Here is a 21,840-nt window from a genome sequence, read left to right on the forward strand (position 1 = left end):
TAATAAGTATGGGGTTCTAATATAAATTTGACTGCAATTGAAAAGTTAATAGGCATTTTGTATTTTAAGTTTTATTGGTTTAATTAGAACACATATAAGTGACTATGGTTCTTTATTTACCATAAATCCTGTAGTAAGAATCACAGCAAAGGGCGCTAAGTTTCGCGTCCTTTTTTTAGCTCTCGATCACGCTTTACTTCAAATACTACGCATCACTCTATTGTCATATGGCTGTGGGTCGTACCCTAATATCATAGGCTTATTGATTATTGTGTTAATAAGTATGATATTCTATTATTTTTCATTACTTTCATTTAGACTTAGATCTCATAAATTATACAAAGTATTTAGTTGGCAGCCAGTAGAAACTAGATCTTATGAAAATAAGTGATTACGGTGTCAATGTGATTAATTAACTCGGCGGTAATATGTTAAAAGCAATTCATCTAGATCTTGATAAAAGTGAATTTTTTGATTCTTATAATGATGATGAGTTCTGGCAAAGAAATGCAAAGAACACACTTATAGATATGCTTATAAGCACTTGTAAAGATGCTCAGGACTATAGACAATCACGCTTAAATAATAAAAATAAAATCAGTGCTGCTCATAATGCTATTTGTATTAGCGGTAGTCGAGGTGCAGGTAAGACCGTCTTTTTACGTAACGCTAAAAAAATTTGGGAAGAAGCAAAGTTAGATAATATTGAAAAAATAAATATTTCTAATTTGTATTTTGCGGAAACAATTGATCCGACACTATTAAATGGTCATGATAATTTTGCTAACGTTATTATTGCTCAACTATATAATGCAGTTGAAAATAAGCTATCATCGCCACATATAGATGTGATGAAGAAAAATAATTTTTATACATCACTTAAGAAACTAGCTGAATCATTAGGAAAAAAGAGTGATTTTGCTGACCATACGGGTATTGATCGAATTTTAAAATATCGTTCGGGTATACAAGTTGAAGCTTTCTTTCATAAGTACGTAGAAAACTGTGTAGAGCTCTTAGGTTGTCAAGCTATCGTTGTACCAATTGATGATGTCGATATGGCACTAAACCGAGCGGTCGAAGTGTTAGATGAAGTACGCAGATTATTAAGTTGTCCTTATATCATTCCAATAGTAAGTGGCGACCATGAACTTTATTCGCATATGGTACGTGTTCATTTTGAAAAAAATGCAACAGACAATAAGAGTATATCAGAAGAAACCACTAGATCTGGACACAAAATAGGAAAGCTCCTTGCTGATTCCTATCTTACAAAGGTATTTCCAAATCATTTGCGCTTACCATTATTGGCAATTGACAGGTTACTTCCACATTTATTAATCAAAGAAAAAGGTATCAGTAATAAAGGTATCAGCTTTGTTAAGTATGAAAAAATGCTGACTCATGTTTTCTTTTATTTGTGCAATGGAGAAGAACGAAGTACTGAATATCCAAAGCCGGAAAGTGCTCGTGAAGTAACTCAGTTAATTAAAGCACTAACACCATTAAAACTACAAGAATTTCAAAAACATGATTTATGGAATACTTTCAAATCGTGGGCAGAACAGAAGCATCATGGTGCAACTTACACGAATGCAGTCTCAATAAGTCAATTATCTGATTATAACTCAGAAGAAACAATCTTTAGATTTGATCAACTCTTAGCTTTCAACCCTATTTCACAAGTAAAAGAAAGCATTCCTTGGGCAATTAAACCATTTCTATCTGAGCAAGAAATCGCCATACGAGATTTATATGGAAAGTCGGTTAAAAAGAAAGATTTGAGCGAGAATGACAATGTAAACATTATAAATAGTGTATTTACTCATGACATGAAAATATTGCGTAGCATGCCACCTTTGGAGCTATATAGTAGCGATATGACTTTGACAATAGATACTGTAAAAAAAGATGAAACAAATTTACTACTTGCTGTCTATACTCATAGAGATTTTTACGGAAAACAAGGTAACAGAAGCTATAATATTTTTTTTAGTCGAGCTTTTGAAATACTCTCAGTATCACTATTATCAGTATCTACAAATATTCAAGTAGCCAATTGGGAAGCTCAGTTAGATGAAATTATAGCGCGTGTTCCTTTCTATAGTATTCATGCAATTAACCCGACTAAGTATTTAGAGCAAGAAGGGGAGGACCTTACTCTAGCCGAATCTGTAGTATCTGAAAATATAAACGAAACCTATAAAACATCCCCTTTAGCTTTAAAAATAAAAGACTGGGAAGTAGCTAGTAAAGAAAAATTATCTGGATTAAATAATTTATCTATATTACCGCTAATTCATTCTGTTTTTAATAAAGTATTTACACAATTACATATACTTCGTACTGAAATTTCAACGACAAAAAAATATCCTGAAGAGTATTTATCAGATACAGCACGCCGATTTGAATATATAGTGATCAATGCTTTTGCCAGTCTACTTAAGGATGATTATGTTATCCAAGCTAATGTAGCTATTGGTGCACAACTTAAAACACTTAGAGATCATAAGGAGTTTATGAGAGTTGATAGAACATTGTATCGAAATATTAAAGGAATGATTGATGAAACCGTAAACTTGGATACACCTATATTAATAGAAAAAAAATCTTCTACAGCTAAACCTAAAGAAGACATCGGTTCTATTTTACTTGAAATTATTTGGGCTCATCCAATATTTGTTAACTTAAATAACAGTAAAATTTTAATGGATGAACCAAAATTTCAGTTTACATTTTATAGTGCGCCCCCAATTACACCTTCTATAGTAGTTACTTCAGTATCATTAAACTCATTAAAAGAATTTAAACACATATTAAGAAAAGAAAATATTAATATGAGTACTAAAGATATAACAACTTGGGGTTTTAATAATAGAATTAAAGCTCTTGAAATATATAATTCAGCACAAAAAGAGCTAAAAGACACTGGTAGTGAGCTGAAAAAAGGTTCAGAGCAAAAAAGAATGTTCGATGCATTAAAAAAAGTAGTAGGGACACCTGATTTAAGGGAACTTTTAAGAGATAACTCATAATGTTCATTTCAGATATTAAATGGGTAATTCCTGCGGCAATTATGTCTTCAGATCGATTGTTAAATGAAGATATGAACATGCTCAATGCTCAATCTTATGGCGAAGATAAATATACAATACTTTTACAGCGAGCTGTATTTGATTTTCAGCCATATACTCATACTTTACTTCGTAATGAAGATGTAGAGTATGCTATTGATGAATGGATTAATGATAAACAATGTGTAGACCTACTCGATTGTTTAAATAACTTATTTCATCACTTTCTAGTATGGAAAGGGAATTGCTTTGAAGTTAAGCAAGAGCACTTGGAAGAATGGTTATCATTTTGCTCACTTACAGATCCTACTTGGATTATTGCGGTTGGCTATCAGCATCTTATTCAACAAGAAATTTTGTCTGACGCTGAAGTCATTGAACTTGTTTCGGAAAATCAATGTCCTGTAGCATTACCTAAAGCATCATTAAACAATTACATTGCAGATAATCATATTCACCTTGGAGGCCATGGTAGTACTGCTTTATCTATGTTAAATTTTGCTGTTTATCTTAATAAAAAACCTGATAATAATAAAATAAACTGGCCACGTCGCCCAGAAAATACTTTATTCGAAAGTGACAAATTATCAAAAAATCACTTACCATTATTAATAAATAAACTAGCTGAATCCTTAGGCGAAAACATTTTTAAGGGTTCTTCTACTATTAGTAGACACCCACACACATGGGGAGGTTTAGACTCATGTACCTTAAATCAATCCTTATTAGCGGATCTTAAAAGAACTTATTTTGATACATCAGCTCAGAAATTACTGGCTTCGTCTCATTTAAAGCAACAGCAGAGCGCTAATCGATGGTTACTCTTTTGTATAGGACTCTTAGAACCAACTAAACATAGAGACACATGCTATCAAACAACCCTTAACTGCTTCATCAGAACAAGTAATATCTTACGTAATTATATGGTTGTTTCAGGTGTTGGGCTTGGACAATTTGTTGAATACTTTGGTTTCGATCATCGAAAACCTAAAATCACAACTAAATGTTCAGGCCTTGAACATAAAAGCCACGGGATTAAATATGATAATTCTCCTTTAACAATGAGAGAGTTTCGTATTTCCCCTGATGATATAGTAGTTAAAGATGATGAATATGGTTTTCAGCTACTCCCTACATCACTTGAACATCTTGCTAACATGATTAATGACGATAATATTGCATCAAATAGCCACTTTGTTATTCATTTTAACCGAACTTATCCGAATTATAAAAATAGACTAGATAAACATCTTCATTTTTTTAGATATGAATTAAAACAACAGGTGGAAAAAATTCAACAATTTTCTGCATCTGTTACTTACAGCGATATTGAATTAAAATCAGCGCATAATAATATTGATTTACGTAAACTAATTCGAGGTTATGATGTAGCAGGGAATGAAAACCAATTGCCAATAGAGATTTTTGCACCTACATTACGAGTTCTTAGGGCTGCAAGGTATACAACAAATGGTGTCTTCGGAAAACGTTTACCTCAACCTTTTTTAACGATCCATGCGGGGGAAGACTTTAGTCATATAGTAAGCGGATTACGTGCTATTGATGAATCTATTGAATTTTGTAAATTTACTCATGGTGACCGTATAGGTCATGGTTTAGCCTTAGGCATAAATGTTAAACATTGGGCACAAAGGCAGCAAAGAGCATATCTGACTGCTGGTGAGCATTTAGATAATCTAGTATGGTGTCATCATCAAGCGTTATCGTTAATTCAAATCAATCATACATTTCAGTCTGCACTGTCTCTTCTTGAGCATAAGATCCGACATTGGAGTTCTTATTTATATGGAGGAGTTGTCTATACACCCAATGATCTTTATCAATCTTGGATGCTCCGAAGAAATTGTCCAAACCAATTGTCACTGGCGCTACGTGATGGTAATTCAGAGTGGGTAGATTGGGTCCCTGATATTGAATTCTTAAAAAAAGAGTCTTCTAGTTTAGTTAAAAAATTATGGATTTTATACCTTAATTCTGGACACCTAGATTTAACGTCTAAAAGAAATGATGTTATCTCGATTAGCTGTTCAATTGATGATAGAACAGTACCAAGTTCCCATAATAATAAATTATCCGATAATCTCTCTAAATCTGAGATTGATTTGTATGAAGCAATTCAAGATCTATTGATGGAGCGTTATAGTAATAAAGGAATTATTCTTGAGGCTTGCCCTACTTCAAATCTATATATAGGACGTTTTAAAAAGTACCATGAACATCCAATTTTTCGTTGGAACCCACCAAATCCAGATTGGTTAAAACCCGGTGAAAAATTTAACCGTTTTGGATTACGAAAAGGTGCAGTACCCGTTTGTGTTAATACTGATGATTCAGGTTTAATGCCTACTACTATTGATAACGAACATAGAGTCATCAAGTTAGCAGCGATAATACACTATAATATTGGTACTTGTAGGGCTGAAGAATGGATTACTAGTATAAGACAAAAAGGTGTAGATATCTTCCAACAGAATCACTTAAACTGATTTGATTATTAATTTATCAGCTAGGTAATTTTTCTAGCTGATAAATAATGAGATGTTGCAGCAGTGTTGTTTTATCTATTTTTTTACACCTCATTTTATTTATGATTATATATAACTATACATCGTCATCTATTTTAAATTCTTTATATAAATCAATTTTATTACCCTTGTATAGCGTGATGCTCTCAATAGGGATGTTATTTTTTATTGCATAGTGAGAAGAATAAATAATAAACATTTGGCGTAATGAATAAAAGCTAAATTTTGTTACTTCTTTTTTAATGTTATTTTTTAATTTTTTAATTTCGAAATAATCTAATTCATGTTTTGATAATAAATAACAAATATCATCAAATGATATTTTTAATAAATTCAAATATATTTCATCTGATTTCTCAGTTAAAAGCAATGCTATTTTATATATAATAGATTTATCTTTTGTTGATGTTCGATATAAATCAGTGATAATATTGTCGGGTATGTTTTTTATAATATTTAAATTAAATTTTGAAATGATAAAATAACCTAGTTTGGTGTTTTTTTCACTCTGGACTAATAATGTAAGAGATAGAAGCTCTTGGTTTACCAAAAGATAGTTTATCCAATTTTCATTTAAACTATCAAAAGAATCACTCAGAATCTCAAGTAGATTAGGTTTGGATATATCATCAAGAGGAAGTGAACTTGGTAAAATACTGTTTATAGGTATTAATCTATTTAATTTTACATCTTTTATAATAACTTCAAAGATAGAGTTATTATAATTATGCTCCCAAAAGTATGTGTTAGAGATAATTTCAGGTTCACAAATATCAATGTCTAAATATACGCCTTCATTATATAGTTTACTTACAAGTTCAATTGGCAGATCTGTGATTTTATTAATGGATATATTTTTAGAGTGCTCTGTATTGGAGTTTATTATCTTAATCAAAAACTCTGGATCTATACTAAATAATAACGAACCAACCTCATTTAATGTTTTATCCGATATATCGTCACTGTTTATTATCAAAATATAAGTTGAAATAAAATATGCTACAGATTTTGTAATGTCTCTCGGAGCAAGTATTTTAGATATTTCTTTTATTAAGCTTATTGGGGCTTTTTTCCATTTTAAAATGAATCTACTTAGCTCATCAAATTCTTTTCTTTTTAACAAGGACCAGCAAGTTAATAAATAATAAACGTTGACTTTGTTTTGGTCTAGTGAGGCGCCATGCTTCCACATAAACATATTTACACCGTCATGTTTTAGGAAAATACATTTAGCCCAGTTATCTATTTGAATATTTTCTGAAACATCATCATTAAGCAATAGGTCATATTTTTGATAATAAGATCTACTTATTGAATTTTTTGGGGACCATGTTTTGAAGCTAAAACTTCTCCTCAGCCTTGGCCATAACTTCTCCCACATAACGAGAATATCAAATACTGATATTCTATTATTAGATATTATGGTTTGATCTCTTGTCGAAAAAATTTGACTAAAAGCCAATGACAAGTCTTTGGTGTTATTTCTGTCATTGACATGAGTAATATCAAAAGGAATAGGTTTTAAATTTATACTTAAATCAGAAGTTACATCCTTATTGATAAAATGATCATATGGATTAAAATATGTTAATAAATTTTTATGAGCCAAAATAGTAAATGGTATCAAAATACTATGGCTCCATACGCAGCCTGGTCGTTCAATTTCTTTTGCTACCCATGTTTTAGATAAAACATAATAGCCAAAATCTACTAAAGGGTACCCTGAGTAGCATATATTATTGTCTTGGTGAAATTCTTGACCTGGAGAATCAGACTCTCGGAGAAGAATGTTTTTTATATTATGGTCAAGTTCAATACTAGATGCTAATAGTTTATGTCCATTAGAGTATCCATGTAAAGTTTGATGTATTAAAGTATTGTTACTCATTGATTAACCACGATAAAATTTTTGTGAGATCGGCTGAATATTCGATTCCGTCTTGAGTGATTTTTATCCTTTTACTTGGTTCATCTTCAGAAAGTAAAATGTCTTGATTTTCAGGTGTATTTAAACTGCCACCTTGAGCACTTACACCGAAAACTTTAATTTGTTCATAATCAAATTTACAATTCAAATATTGAGATAATAATGGTAATTCTTTTTTAAGGAAGCTCATAGGAACTGAGCCATTAGGGAGCGTGTCCCATGCAGAAAGAACTATTGCTAATTTCTTATCTGTGTCAGCTAACAGCGTAGATAACTTTCTCAAAAGATCTATAACAATAGATTGTGTAGGAGTGTGTTCGGAAGGATTCCACTTAGTATTGTTATCTTTATGATCAGCAGACTCTCCTTTAATTATAGAAGCTTCATCGCAAATCGACATTGGCACTATTAATTCATCCACATGTATAAAGAAAATGACACAACTAGTTTTATTAAGAAATGAAATCAGTTGATTATCCATTTTGTGTTCAGTCCAAAGCTCACTCCAAGTTTCTCCAGATAGATCTGGCATTTCTATAGAAAAATGTTGATTGCTTTTTTTTAAAGTCATTTCGATTTTATCAGAACTAGATATTTTTGTTCGTAGCATGGGTTCGCAGCTAACCCACTTATCTGCAAGCTCATTAAAAAAAAGTCTTTCTTTTGGTAAAACTGCTAATTCTAAGTCTTTATCTACTTCATCGTTTTCTGCTAAATAACTTAATGCGCCTAAAAAAGAAGTTTTACCTGAGGATGGTAGTCCACAAAAAATAACTTTGGATTCTTGAGGGTTAATATTCATACATTAATTCCAAATTGTGAAAGCTACGATTTGTTTTATATTTATTTAAAGGGCATTTTTTTTGGGGACGTTGTGATGACTCTAATTTCTGCCATAAAATTTTGAAGAAATCTGGGCGAGCATGTCCTTCACTATTGGGTCTAGCTGAGATTGAGAGTATATCAATAGGAGTATCCAAATACTTCTGTACATCGTCAACAATTCGTTTAGCTTCAGACATACAAACCGTTTCGTTATTTTCTTCTACGACTAGGTCAAACTTTGTCAAGACAATTGCACAGTTAGTATTTTTTGGCAGAGTGTTATACTCAAAGAGTGATTGAATTAGTTTTATTGTTGTTCGTCGTGCTCTATGTCTTTGTTTATTATCAACTAAGCTAGATGAATCAACCATAAATAATAATAAGTCGCTTCTTAAGAGTTCTTCAAAACTATCCACTAATGATAAGTTATTCACCATTTCTGAGTAACTTTCACCGGAACGATCAGCCAGAAAAAATTCCTGACGAATTTTCTTGCTATCTTGTATTGAAAGGTGGTAAAAACCAACGCCTTCGGTAGATGAAGTCCTAGGCGTTGATACTGTAGAACCTCTAGAGGTGACTCGCGCATGATGACATGAACTCTCAAACGCATAAAGAGTGTCAGAACCACCAAATAATACTTGAGTCTCATTTTCTTTACTGAAAACATCATACAAACTAGAAATTAAAGTTGTTTTACCAACCCCTACAGGCCCGATAAAGGATACAATCTTACCTAGTCTATCTTTTAGTCTAGTTTGAACCTCATCTATAGATAGTGGAATTTGTCCGGGAAATAGAGTTTTTTCTGTTGCTCCTGATTGTTGAGCATTTAAAGTGTCTGTATACACACCTCTATCATCAACTTCAGTTATTGAATCAGGGGTAACTAACTCTAGTTGAGAGAAATCTACTAAGTTTGGACAATCTTCACTAGTTAGTCCATCAATACAGATATTATCGATGTCATAATTACAATTTTGATTATTGCATTTCATTTATTTTGACCATCTTAGTACTAAGAACTCTCTATAAATTTGTTGAGCAAGTTCTAATGAATTAATTTCAAATTTATTATCTAGACCGATATTTCCATTCCACTTTTTATACCAAGTACCTTGCGAAGCTAATTTTATTGCATACAGACATGGAGTTAACTCTGATGGCTCCCCTTTAAATTTGTCAATAGCTGTAGGATATTCACTTATGATTGTTTGAACCCATTCTCTGAAATTTATAATTTCTGACTCAATACCAATCTTATTCGTCAGCGCTTTAAGTGATGGGAGTTCAACATTAAGACGTGTACGTAAACTTAAAGCATGAGCAAAGTCAAATATACGTAAAGGTGTTGATAGTTTTGAGTAATGAGTGTCAAATTCTTCACTCCAACCTAAAGTTATAAACCAGAGAATTTCTTGCTCTTCTGCAGCTTTTTCATTTTCAGTATTTAATGCCTTCACATGAGATATCATACTTGTATTAGCTGATTGTAGTTGTCGCTTAAACTCCGCAAAAACAGTCAAAATAGCTTCGCTAGTAGGCTGATAACTCTCTAGTTCCTTTAAACACACATCAGTTGCTGGTGAGTATTTGCCCCTCCGCCACATGAGACGCAACACTTCACCCTCTATGCTGCATTCAGGTGCCGCATAAATATATCGTAAGGTGAATAAAAGCCTAAACATTCTCGTCCACGAGTGTTTAGAATGTGTTCTATTCGTGCCAATTCTTCATCGCTCACCGTATCGAAATCAGTCCCTTTGGGCAAGAACCGACGTATCAACCCATTAGTGTGCTCATTCAAGCCTCGTTCCCATGGACTATACGGCTTAGCAAAGTAAACATCAGCATTTGTTATCTTAGCTACTTCCTCATGACCCGCAAACTCGGTTCCATTGTCGGCTGTGATGGTCTTAAACTCATAGAAGGTAGATAGATGGACGTCTTTAAACCCTTCAATAACCGCTTCTGCTGACTTGCTTTTTAGTCTTCTTATTGTAACGACTTTGCTTGCTTTATCAACAATCGTAAGTAATTGAGATTTATGTTTTTTACCCACAATAGTGTCAATCTCTACATGGCCTATTTCCGTTTTCTCATCCGCTATTGCCGGTCTCTCACTGATATCGACTCGGTTCTTAATCGTAGAGCGCACGGTCCCTGAACGCTTGTATGCCTTACCTCTTCGAGGTAAGTCTTTACGCAATGATTCACCCTGAGCTTCACAATGTAGAATATATCGATACAGCGTATTTTCACTGATGCTCTTCTGATGCTTTAAGGCAAGCTCACCGCTCACGACATTTGGAGAGGTGTGATCCGATAGGCTTTGCCTTAAATAACCGTCTATAAATGAGTCAATGCCTTTAAAAGCTTTTGACTTGCTGGCGACGGCTCTTCTTTCCTTAGCGATATTGTCAGCAGCACGTGAAGAGTACAAACCGTAAAAGTCATCTGGCGTGTTACGGCCTAATTCTCTGGATATTGACGACGGACTTCGCTCTAGTTCACGGGCTATAGCCCTCATTGATACGTTATCAGCTCTACGTTTTTCAATGTAGAACCTGTCCTCGGATGTTAGATGTAACGCCATTCCATCTCTCTTTAATCAAAACTATGAATAAACATGCTGAGAGGAGTATAAATCACTCAGCCTTCATAAGGTGACTAAGTGTTGCGTTTCATCTGGAGGATGGGGATTTAAAAGATAATGAAGGTGATTTAAGAGGCATTCTTTCTCGTAGCCCCCTAGCGTTCTTGAAGCATTTGTTTTTTGCAAAATCAACTAAGTTGATGCCGCCTTTATATGCTTTTTTACCATTCAATGATGCAGATAGAATCTTTGTGGTATTTTGAGAAGTAAAGCTATCATCGTATAAATTGTCATCAATTAAAAGTCGAAGGCTATACGATGACAATACCTTTAACTCTTCATCTCTAGAGCCACGAACTCCTGGAAACATAATGTCATCTCTACGAATTTCATCTCTAATTCTATCTAATACAAAAGAATTTGATTGCATTACCCCTAGGGCTGATATTATTAAATCATCAACTAACACCGTATCGATATCATCTCTATCTTCGTTAATAAAAACCCTATCGATGGTTTGCCAGCGAAAAGCGAGGTCGTCTCTATTCAAGGAGAGGTCTATAGACGTAACCCAATCAACAAAATCAGGATAAATTTCAGAAACTTCTTGTTGAGAAAGGTTTTCTTCAGACATTTATTTTACCTTTTTAATTATAGAATCATGTATAAGTTGCAATGAGTTATTATCTACAGCTCTATTAAAAGCTACTTTTTGTCTTTCCACTTCAGGAAGTTCCCATTCATCATTGGTTAGTAGATCAAGGGTATTAAGGATATCTCTTTTATCACTCCCACTTAATTTATAAAAGCTGTAAGAAAGCTCTTTTAAGTTGAGGGTTGCTTTGGGCTCTATTTTTTTTAAGTCAGTAATATCTTTTAATATATCATCAACATCTTGTGGGGGAAATGAGCTGTCAATTTCTTGTGATGCCTTAAAATCAGAGGCTTTAGATTTAAAAGACTTAGTGACAGAAAAAGTCTTTAATATAAAATCATTGTCACCAAAACGTTTTGAAATAAATTGCATAGGACTTGATTGTAGAACACGAACAATAACTTTTACGTCTATTAATGCTTTATTATCCTTGATGGTTTTTTGTTTCAGATCCATTATATTGTAACCAGGCTCGTAACCGGCTTCACCTCTGTCAGGATGTAGCGAAATAGCACTGACTCTTATACAATTATCACTAGAATCCCACCGGGAACGGTGTTTATGTCCAAATAGTTGGATCTGAATATGATTATCAAGTTGGTCCTTAATATCATCACTATCGATAAGCCAATCACAAGGATGGTGCATCATACTTAAATAAATTTGTCCGGGCTCTTGACGGAAGGATGTTTGGCGTCGATCTACAATAAGTTTACCTGTATTATCTTTGCTACTAGAGAATAGTGTAGTAGTAATACCTCGCAAATTTAATTCAATATCTTCTGATATTTTTATTTTTTGATTCCAATGAGTATTTTCAGGGCTAATTCCACAATCGTATCTAGCTGCAAAAGTGTTGTAATTTTGCATTGGGTGAAGAATTGAATTTCCTGCACTTGTATCAGAGAGAAATTTACAAAACTGGCTATCTCGATCAGTTTTACTTTTAATCTCAGATAATTGACGACGCAAAGCATCAACAACTACACCATCAGCAGCCTGACGATCAACATCATGGTTTCCCGGTACCACGTATACATTTTGTTTTCTACATCCAGTCTGTGAACAAAGGTCATCTATCCAATTTGCTGCTACCTCATATTCTTCTTGTTTTCCAGCAAATGCAATGTCACCAGTTATTAATATTGCATCGACATTTTTACCATCCTTTGAGCAATGCTCTTGTATATCTGAACTTAGTTTATCCCGTATAGATGTATTTGGATCAGTATCTAAATCTAAACATTCAGGGTGCTTGAAATGAATATCAGAAAAGTGAAGTAACCTAATCAAGAAAACCTCGTCATGATTTGTTATGAGTAATGTGGATTACTCCAATTATAATAGATAGTTACAAGTATTAGTTAGTAGTAAATCACGATAAGTACTTTTTTTATTACATTATTTCCTGATTATTACCAACCAAAACTCAATCAATTTAAGTAATTACTCAGGTATCGTGCAGTTTGAATACTTGAGTTAATAAACCATTCAATCATTTTGCAAAAGTAAAGCACGGATGTTGTGACATAGTGAATTTACTCACGTCACTATATTTTTCTAAAACTGTTTTAGTTCATTAAATTTATTAGTACATCGAGTGATTAAAGCTCGGTATAACAGAATTCTTTAAGGGAATAGAGCTTTTTAAGAGGTTTTGGCTCTAGCGATTGTAAGTTGTTATGAACGTAGAAAGCACAGCGTAGCAAACCTTGATAATTATCCATCATATATGTTTTGTAAAATTCTAGCCCCTTTGGCGATAATTTGCTTATCTGATTCGTTTCTGCGTCTACTTTCTTAATGATTTGTTCCGTAAATCTCTGAATAATATTCTTAATCTCAACCTGCTCAGTTAAGCACATTTCCTCCTTGCTGTTTTTACTACTGTACGTTTTAGACAAAGCATTCATTGCTTTGTCTAGCTCATCCTTGTACAAAGTTTTATCATTCCATCCTTTGCTCAATTTGGGGAAATTTTGTTGGCGATACTTTTCAACAGAGCGCTTCTTCCAAAAATTAAATAACGTCACTAAATGTGACGCTTCATCATTTAGCTCTCTCGAGCGCAATGAGGTAACTAAACGTGTTAATTTGATCTCATAGGTACGAGTAGGCAACTCATCAAACCCTACAGTTAGCATCTCAGAAAAGCATCTGACTTCCTCCATAAGATTAATATAATCTGGGTTACCTTTATCCTGCTTTTCTTTTATCTCTTCATCTTGCTTCAACATAACCGAAGCCATCAGCTTATTGGCTCGTTCAAACCGTTTTTTTATCAGGCTAAAAGCAGCATATGTTGAAATTCGCCCCCACATTTGTTCTAAATGTTCAATCTCTGAACCTGCATTAAAGTAAGTCGAACTATATTTACCCAACCTTATCTTTTGATTTACGCTACTTCGGATTAAAACGATGCGCTTACATCTATCTGCGCGAACTATTTGTTCTCGAATCGCTTGCTTATTATTGGAAAGTTGTTTTTTGGCTATGTTTACTCTTTTTTCAAGATGAGATTGAAAACGGTAATCATCCGCAATATAACGGAATAGATAAAGTTGCTCACAGATCTCTTCAATTATCTCTAATCTATCCGCTTTAGCCGCGGTTCCAACCGCTTTTCTAATTAGTTTAATACGTTTAACTAGCTCTAACCTTTTTGACTTTTTATGCTCTTGTTGGGCAATTTCAAAGCTTAAAGAGCTTTGTATCACATATGGAAGTCGTTTAGCCGGAGAAAGTTTGAGTTCATCCAACGAGCTCAAGACTGATTTAAGTTCAATATCAAAGCTATTGGTTGATCTTTGATATTCACCTACAGGGTATCTAACTTCAAAATGTAATATTCCATACTTTTCGGTAAGTAATTTTGCTTCATCAGTAAGTACAAATGCGTTACATTCAACGAGAGTAAATGAGTGGGGAGCGAGATCTTTACGTGCAGTAGGTGACCCGAATAAGATCAAGTTGAAAGTTGCTATATTGCGCTCTTGGCAGTCCGGGCTAAATAACCAGATTAAATTGATATTTTGATCTCGAAAAAATGTTTCTCGTTCAGCAACAACTACTGGACTAATCCACCAACGAGTTAATTCTATTGCGTAGTGGTTGCCTTTTGTATCTGAGAAAGAAATATCAGGTCTTCTTCTTCCATTAACCTCTGGATCTTTAGAAAAAATATAACGTTCAACGGCTATAGTATTAGTGTCAACAAAGAGTGACTGCTTCAACTGCTCAACCAACCATTGTTTCGTATTAATGTGCCATTGTCCTTCTCTTAGGTGAGCAACATTAGTCCCAAAGAAACTGTTAGCTTTTGAATAATAGAAACAAGAATGCGTAACATCAAGATCCGGTGAACGATTAATATCATGCTTGAAGTGTCCACAGGCTGTCACCGATTCAGCAACATAGATTAATGGACAAAAACATTCAGCGCATTTAATAAAAACCTTGCCCTTTACTGCTGCATTGGAAATGTGTGACTTGAGAATAGATTGAATTATTAACTGATCATTTTCGCCTATCTCTGCAATTAATTGATTAGCTGTGCAAACTCCATTCCTTTCATTTATTAACATTTCCCACATGTCATGCTTTTGTGAACTATCCATTGTTTCCTCTTGGTACCATATTACCGAAAATAGATATATTTCTTGCTCTGCTAACGTATTTCCAAGAGCCTTGAATTATGATGATGTTGACTTAATTAATTTATATCAAAAAAACATATTATTTTAATAAAATATTATGGGTTTAGAGTCTCTTTTAACGCCTTCCCAGCTTTAAATACCAGTGCATTACTGGCCGCAATCTGGATCATATCCCCCGTTTTAGGGTTTCGACCTTCGCGAGCTGCTCGAGGGTTGACTTTGAAGGTCCCAAATCCAACCAAGGCGACGTCATCACCTTCTTTTAATGCCGTAGTAATAATGTCAACGGTCGCATTTAATGTGGCCGTAGCTCTTTGTTGTGATAAATCCGCAGACTCAGCAATGTGCCATACTAATTCTTTTTTATTCATGTACTTTAATTCCCTACATTTTTTTAGTTTCTGATATTTTATGCAGTAATAGGGTGGCACTGTTGTCATCTGGCGCAGTAGACACATGCTCCGCGATAAACATCCCGCCATGACCATTAATAATATCCACCAATCGATCAGGTTCATCCATTATGATGAAATTGGGTAACGGCTCAATCAATACGTTTTCATCATTAAAGCATCGGCTAATGGTCTCTTCATTGGAATAAATCACGCCAGCTTTTCGTTCAATACTAGGATCATCTAACGTCGATTCAAAACCATGCGCTTCATAAAGATAGGTTAATAGAATAAAAAGATGATCTGCATCGGTAAATTTTTCGCCATACTCACAATTCACTTTATGTAATTCCCCTAATTTTTGCTCTAGGCTTTTCCCCTTACGTCCTTGGGCAATAATAACTTTGATGTCTTTCTTAATGATAGCGTTACAAGGTAACGCCATTTGATTTTTTAAAAATTTATTCAGTCGTTCATTGCGTTTTTTCATCGGGACAAATTGAGAGGCTCTGTCGATGTAACTATACAAATGAAGTAAAGCAAGGGTGGTAAGCTCAGTAAATGCTTGGTGATACTTTAGTTTGCTCATAACTCTTGTTCATGTCAGTAAAACGGCTCAATGGGAGCCGATAATAGACGGTTATTTTATCAGGAAATGAAAAAAGTCTATGTTATTGATGTGATTTTTCATTTAAAAATGCGTTTTAACGCGTTAAAGCCGTTTTTAAATACAAAGTGATGCCACTAAAGAAGCCTGAAAGGGTAATGACTCGATGATGCGTTAAGTTAGTAGACCAGAGTCACTCACGACCACGTTATTGTTTGTAAGCCCATAGAGAAAGAAATAACGGCTAATTAACAGCAACCTCAGCCCCTTTCCTGCCAAGATGCTCTTAAGTGCGTTGATTTTTCAGGGTGCATTGTATCTTCCTGTCGGATGACGAAAGAAATGTTCAGCGCAGCCAGTGATATCGATGAATTGATTTATAACGATGGTTTGAACTGGCTGGGGGCCCGTTCATTTTTAATTGATGGAGTTAGTGTGAGAGATAAGGTTAATAAAAATGAATGGGAGGTACTTATGCTCTTATTCTTTTGTTAAATATTTATTTACTTATTTATTTAAATACAAAGTACTAATACGTTAGTACTCATAACCGCAGTCGCTTATTGTTTCCAATTCTAGGGCTTTTTTTTAAGGTGATGTTCTTGCACTACCTTAGTTGTGGATAAAGAAATAAGGAGGACATTGATAAGAAAGGACGTGATAATGGAGGGGTTAAGTCGTCGTCGTTGTCGTATTTCGATATAAAAAGGGAGTCAAAGACGTATTCAATAGGCTCAGACGTGCGAATGCCTCCGCTTGCGCGGATACGTTTATCACATCAATGGGGAGAAAGGTGAGGCTGATACGCTTCAAAGACGGTTTTTACGCTCTGAGCAAAGCCATTGAGCTTCTCAGCGTTAAAGACTTCTTGTACACCAGAGGCGATTTCTCGGAACGACATCCAAGAAAAACGTAATCCTTTTTGCTCTTGGCGTTTTCGAGACGCAATGATCAACGCACAAATATTACTGTAACGAACGACTTTTAAATCAGAGAAGAAACGCTCAGTGAATTGTTTATAGGCAGGCGCACTGCGAATAGTGCCCTCTTTCATATCAACACACACGTTGACACGTTCACTGTGTAAATAACCGGCGCGTTTTAGGTACGAGATAGCTTTAGCAAACGACTTAGGTGAAATAAAACGCCCAAAACGTAACGCATAATCTTCTTGTAAATGATCATAGCTAATCGTTTTAAGGCCAGCTTCCGTTGGTAATCCAATGCGGCCACCGATAAGATCCGTATTCACAATGATGCAAGCCAGTACATTCGCAACCAATCGTCGGCACTGAATGTTATTCACGCCTTCACCGCCCCACGCATTCAACGCAGGAAAACGATTTGGATGATCAATAAACTCTTCACAGGATTTTAAGATACGCGCGTATTCAGGTGGCAAGGTTTCCCATTTACCACTGCGCAGTAAACGACGAGAGCGAAACTCAAATTTAAAAGGGGTCTTAGGTTTCTTATCGTTTTCTTCTTCAACGACAGAGCGGTGAAGCGAGATCAGCTCTTGCTTACGCACTTTACGTTTAGCACGATACTCAGCGTCATACTCTTTTTTAGTTTGAAGTGTAAAATGAAGATCAGAAGGCTTCATGAGACACATCCTCAACATAATCACACAGAGCATAAGCTAAGGTATTACGATGATAGGAGTCGTGTCTGGATTTTCTCTGCTGCAAGATGCAGCTATAGGGTACATTTAGCATAATTAGATTCTCTACAGTTTAAGGGTTACCTAGGTGATTAATCCAGGTAATAGAAATAATCTATAGTAAAAGATCTAAAAGATCAACTGATTGTTTTTTAGCAAATTTTAGACACAAAAAAGCCGACCCTGTAGAGGAAGCCGGCTTTTTTGCAAATGCTATATTGTCTCGGAATCACCCTTAACACATTCTAATTCATAAAATACACTGCATAATAAACTTATGCAGGTAGCGTGCTATGCAATGCACTTTGAACTGTCTTTATTGTAGAAAACCAAGAGATGTTTTACAAGAGAAATTAGTGATTAATTAAAAAAAAGATAAAGTACTGTTTTTTTGATCAGCGTTCATTGACAAAATGGTTACAATTGATACAATCTTAATCAGTAATTAAATCGCCACTAGAACGAGCTGTAACTCGCTCTAGCAGCTAACCCAAAACCTACATAACCTAGGAATTGAACTATGAAAAATAGTACCTTTCTCGTGCGTGTTTGTCACGCTTTCTACAAACTGTTTTCCTCATTTGTGGTGACACGATTCAATTTAAATCCTACGACGACTCCCTATTCATTAAATAGGGAGTCATAAAATGAATGCTTTAAGCTCACCTCAAAGATGGAAGAAATTATTTCCAGAATTAACAGAAAAACAATTCCTTTGCCTTTTTTACTATTCCATTGGCTTTAACTCTAAGCGTATTGGTACATTAATGCATTGTGAGGCTCAAACGATACGTAATCAAATTCAGATTTTAAAACAAATATTTTATATCGATAAAGCCTCTGATTTAAGAGCAGTTTTATTATTAAGAATTTTCATGACTTAACCTAAGCCCTGATTGATGGGCGGTATATTTAATATCCTTTTAAAAACCCCCCATCTAGTAAAATATTTTGCCCTGTCATATGGGCAACCATCGGACCCACCAATGACTGGATTGCACTTACAACCTCATCGACAGTTGCATATTTTTTCATAGGAATATTACTAACCTCTTCTTTCATCATATCCTCAAAACTTACATTCCGCATTTCTGCTTTCGATTCAATTTTTTTGATATAAGCTTCCGTCATAACACCACCTAAAGATAATGTATTGATAGATATATTTTTCTCACCAAATGCCAATGCCATTGTCTTTGCTTGCCCTAACCATGCATTCCTTAAGCAATTATTACTTGCATAGTTAGTCAATGCTGATTTACTGCTCAATCCTGATATAAATAGGATTTTAGCGCCTTCATTCACACTATCACTTTCAAATAATTTTTTAAGTAAACTTAAAGGGTTAATAAAAAAGTTACTATACAATTCAGACCATTCTTCATTACTAGGAAATATTTTATTAGTTGCTGGTATTCTTGGTATTATAAATATGATCTTATCAATTTTATCTTCCGAACTAATCGTCTCAGCCGCACTATTGACACTCTCAACATTAAAAAAATCTAATTCAACTAACTTAGTTTTACACTCTAAAGAATCAGATAGATTTATTAATTTTTCTGTATTTCGTCCGGTCATTATTAAATGATCACACGAAAAAGCCTTTACAACTTCAGACCCTAAATGACTTGTCGCACAGGTGATTAATGTGGTTTTCATTGCCCCTCTCCTTTCACTTTTATTAAGAAATATTTTTTATAACTATTTCCTATAATCAAATCAATTTTTGTATTCTTTATTCTTATAGATATTGAGTTATTAGTAAGATTGGTTTTAATTATGTCTTGTTCCATCAAGAGCTCTTCATTTATGGATATAGATCTATTTACTCTAACTAAGTCAATTGTAGGAAAAGATTTTTCTAATTCAGTAAGTGAACACCTTAATGATGCTTGTTGTCCATTGCGATAAAATACATGGCAGTAGGGGTGATTGTAGGAGATGTAAACAACATCTTTATGAATAGCAAATGACCGTTTGTTTCTATTCATAATATTTGTAATATTTGTAATGTTTGTAATGTTTGTGGCTTTTTCTTGATTTTTATCCTTATCAATAATGACTTTGTTTTTAGATCTAGCTCTTAGACAAACAAAAAGTAACACTGAATAGCTAATTGCTAACAATATGAAAATAATGATATTACGATAAATTGTAGTGTTGGATGAGGCCATAAAATATGTAATCGTACCTAAATTGTCATTCCCAATACTTATAATAAATTCATTAGTTTTTATTTCTTTGTTTTTTGATGTCATTTTAGACATTGAATTTCCTGGACTACAAGAAGACCAAGCTTCAGATTCATTTGTTTTATCAGAAAAACTTTTAACATAAACAGAAATGCAAATATCTCTGTCTATATCATTCTGATAAAACTTTAGAATACGATTAACTCCTTCATCAATTGCATCAGTGTTAAACGTGTACACATCATCAAGAAATGACGGTGATTCAACCCATAAAGAAATCATTTGATTTATGCTTTTAACTGGTGAGTCTCTATCATTACTTAAGGCGATATTTGAAGTCATCAAATATACATTTAAGCTTATCGTCAAAAAAAACAAAAATATTGTGTAATGAGGTAACTTTATCATTAATTAATCACCTCAATTAATTTATTACCGTTTTCTGTAACTTGATACATATACATTGGTTTACGATTATATTTCCCCTCATTAAAAACAAGCACACCACCATCCATAACCGATTGATATTTAGATTCTTTCAATATGGATATTGTATCTTTTGCAGTGCTATTAGAGCTTAACTTGTCGATTCTATCCAGAACAAAATTAAGTAGATCATAGGAATAAGTCGTAAGAAAAGTATTTTTCTTACCCGAACAATATGCTTTTACATAAGATGTCACATTGTTTTTATTTACCCCTTTAACCACTCCATCCCAATTCTTTAAGAATCTTAAATCCACTAGGTTTGAATGTGATTTAATTATATGATAAAACTCTTTCCTCCCTCCAATAGAGTCAGGGCCAATAATTGTAATGCCTTTCTTTTCCTTCTCTGCGAATGCCATGTATAGCAACGCAATGTTCGGATTATATAATGGAGCAAACACAACATCACCAGGCTTTATTTTAGAGACGATATTATTTATTTTTGTTTTAGTAAATTTATGCTCCATGATATTTGCATCAGGATAAAGCATTGTGACGTTACGAATGAACTCTTTTGATAACGTTATAGAATAGCGCTTGGATAGGTTAACCATTACATGTAGGCTTTTTCCTTTATAATTTTCAAGATAATACCTAGCTAATATAAAGGCTTGATTTTGATTCGATGACATAATAGAAAGAGCATTATCACTGCTTTTAATTACCTCTATTGACGTTGCAGTTGTCACAAATGGTATATTATATTCTCGAAACACTGTAGCCGCAGCTTGAGCTTCATGTGAAACTAATGGTAATAGTGCAAGATCAATTCTTTCATCTATTAGCTTCTGAGCTGCCTTCATACTTCCAATCGCAGTACGATCATTTTTAACAAAAACAAAAGTTAAATTCTCATTTGCCACCTTTTTCGCAAGACTTTTTAAAATACATATTTTCTCATGATTTGACGTACTAGTTTTAGTCTGAGTTTTACCTACAATAATTCCGATGGTATAAGCTTGAATAGGTAAAGAAACAAAATAGGCTATCAAAAGTGTCATTGTTTTTAATATACAAAAAAATACGTTGTTTTTGTTAACGAAGTTCATATACAAACCTTGTTATTGGTTAACTTAAATAATCAAACTCAATCATACTAACCTATTGATTAATATTCAAATAATATTCGTTAATAAATACAATTAATAAATTCGTTAACTTTTAACTTATATGTCTATTGTAATGAGTTTAACAATCAAACAATCTTAGATTCAA

General features: G+C 33.8%; 18 protein-coding genes. 4 read left to right on the forward strand and 14 right to left on the reverse strand.

Annotated features, from left to right (window positions below; all coding sequences use genetic code 11):
- Positions 1–428: 428 nt before the first annotated feature.
- Positions 429–3,035, forward strand: coding sequence for an antiviral RADAR system adenosine triphosphatase RdrA (gene rdrA, locus VSAL_RS22010; protein ID WP_012548894.1), 2,607 nt, complete (start codon positions 429–431; stop codon positions 3,033–3,035).
- Complete coding sequence (rdrB, locus tag VSAL_RS22015; RefSeq protein ID WP_012548895.1) at positions 3,035–5,581, forward strand: antiviral RADAR system adenosine deaminase RdrB; 2,547 nt, start codon at positions 3,035–3,037, stop codon at positions 5,579–5,581. The genes rdrA and rdrB overlap by 1 nt, the downstream gene beginning before the upstream one ends.
- 115 nt (positions 5,582–5,696) lie before the next feature.
- Here rdrB and VSAL_RS22020 read toward each other — a convergent pair whose 3' ends face one another.
- The 10 genes from VSAL_RS22020 to VSAL_RS22065 all read right to left on the reverse strand — a co-directional run bounded on the left by VSAL_RS22020 (position 5,697) and on the right by VSAL_RS22065 (position 16,260).
- Positions 5,697–7,508: a GAP1-N1 domain-containing protein gene (locus tag VSAL_RS22020; RefSeq protein WP_012548896.1), complete on the reverse strand. Its 1,812-nt coding sequence runs from the start codon at positions 7,506–7,508 to the stop codon at positions 5,697–5,699.
- A complete protein-coding gene (locus VSAL_RS22025) occupies positions 7,501–8,349 on the reverse strand; it encodes a TRAFAC clade GTPase domain-containing protein (protein ID WP_012548897.1) in 849 nt (282 codons plus the stop codon). Before VSAL_RS22025 ends, VSAL_RS22020 begins: the two co-directional genes overlap by 8 nt.
- The gene (locus VSAL_RS22030) at positions 8,339–9,370 is read right to left on the reverse strand and encodes a TRAFAC clade GTPase domain-containing protein (RefSeq protein WP_012548898.1); all 1,032 of its coding nucleotides are present in this window, start codon (positions 9,368–9,370) and stop codon (positions 8,339–8,341) included. The genes VSAL_RS22025 and VSAL_RS22030 overlap by 11 nt, the downstream gene beginning before the upstream one ends.
- Positions 9,371–9,898 carry a GTPase-associated system all-helical protein GASH gene (locus tag VSAL_RS22035; RefSeq protein WP_044583689.1) on the reverse strand — a complete coding sequence of 176 codons (528 nt, stop codon included), beginning with the start codon at positions 9,896–9,898 and terminating at the stop codon, positions 9,371–9,373.
- Positions 9,899–10,002: 104 nt separating this feature from the next.
- Positions 10,003–10,968, reverse strand: a complete 966-nt coding sequence (locus tag VSAL_RS22040; RefSeq protein ID WP_012548900.1) for an IS30 family transposase — start codon at positions 10,966–10,968, stop codon at positions 10,003–10,005.
- Between the two features lie 88 nt (positions 10,969–11,056).
- Complete coding sequence (locus tag VSAL_RS22045) at positions 11,057–11,602, reverse strand: hypothetical protein (protein WP_012548901.1); 546 nt, start codon at positions 11,600–11,602, stop codon at positions 11,057–11,059.
- Positions 11,603–12,916, reverse strand: a complete 1,314-nt coding sequence (locus VSAL_RS22050) for a metallophosphoesterase (RefSeq protein ID WP_012548902.1) — start codon at positions 12,914–12,916, stop codon at positions 11,603–11,605.
- Positions 12,917–13,227: 311 nt separating this feature from the next.
- Positions 13,228–15,240 carry a competence protein CoiA family protein gene (locus VSAL_RS22055; RefSeq protein ID WP_012548903.1) on the reverse strand — a complete coding sequence of 671 codons (2,013 nt, stop codon included), beginning with the start codon at positions 15,238–15,240 and terminating at the stop codon, positions 13,228–13,230.
- 134 nt (positions 15,241–15,374) lie between these two features.
- A complete protein-coding gene (locus VSAL_RS22060; protein ID WP_012548904.1) occupies positions 15,375–15,650 on the reverse strand; it encodes an HU family DNA-binding protein in 276 nt (91 codons plus the stop codon).
- A gap of 13 nt (positions 15,651–15,663) precedes the next feature.
- Positions 15,664–16,260: a DUF2913 family protein gene (locus VSAL_RS22065; protein WP_012548905.1), complete on the reverse strand. Its 597-nt coding sequence runs from the start codon at positions 16,258–16,260 to the stop codon at positions 15,664–15,666.
- Between the two features lie 348 nt (positions 16,261–16,608).
- Here VSAL_RS22065 and VSAL_RS23605 point away from each other — a divergent pair, with 348 nt between their 5' ends.
- Positions 16,609–16,773, forward strand: a complete 165-nt coding sequence (locus VSAL_RS23605; RefSeq protein ID WP_158306901.1) for a hypothetical protein — start codon at positions 16,609–16,611, stop codon at positions 16,771–16,773.
- Positions 16,774–17,056: 283 nt separating this feature from the next.
- Here the strand turns inward: VSAL_RS23605 and VSAL_RS22070 are convergent, their stop codons facing one another.
- Positions 17,057–17,884, reverse strand: coding sequence for a hypothetical protein (locus tag VSAL_RS22070; RefSeq protein ID WP_044583690.1), 828 nt, complete (start codon positions 17,882–17,884; stop codon positions 17,057–17,059).
- 704 nt (positions 17,885–18,588) lie between these two features.
- Here VSAL_RS22070 and VSAL_RS22075 point away from each other — a divergent pair.
- Positions 18,589–18,825, forward strand: coding sequence for a hypothetical protein (locus VSAL_RS22075; protein WP_012548907.1), 237 nt, complete (start codon positions 18,589–18,591; stop codon positions 18,823–18,825).
- A 28-nt stretch (positions 18,826–18,853) separates the two neighbouring features.
- Here the strand turns inward: VSAL_RS22075 and VSAL_RS22080 are convergent, their stop codons facing one another.
- The 3 genes from VSAL_RS22080 to VSAL_RS22090 form a co-directional block, all read right to left on the reverse strand.
- A complete protein-coding gene (locus VSAL_RS22080) occupies positions 18,854–19,603 on the reverse strand; it encodes an SDR family oxidoreductase (RefSeq protein WP_012548908.1) in 750 nt (249 codons plus the stop codon).
- Positions 19,600–20,478, reverse strand: a complete 879-nt coding sequence (locus VSAL_RS22085; protein WP_158306902.1) for a LytTR family transcriptional regulator DNA-binding domain-containing protein — start codon at positions 20,476–20,478, stop codon at positions 19,600–19,602. The genes VSAL_RS22080 and VSAL_RS22085 overlap by 4 nt, the downstream gene beginning before the upstream one ends.
- 65 nt (positions 20,479–20,543) lie before the next feature.
- Positions 20,544–21,674: an ABC transporter substrate-binding protein gene (locus VSAL_RS22090; protein ID WP_012548910.1), complete on the reverse strand. Its 1,131-nt coding sequence runs from the start codon at positions 21,672–21,674 to the stop codon at positions 20,544–20,546.
- Positions 21,675–21,840: the final 166 nt, after the last annotated feature.

Origin of the sequence: Aliivibrio salmonicida LFI1238 (assembly GCF_000196495.1) — a bacterium.
Lineage (GTDB): Bacteria > Pseudomonadota > Gammaproteobacteria > Enterobacterales > Vibrionaceae > Aliivibrio > Aliivibrio salmonicida.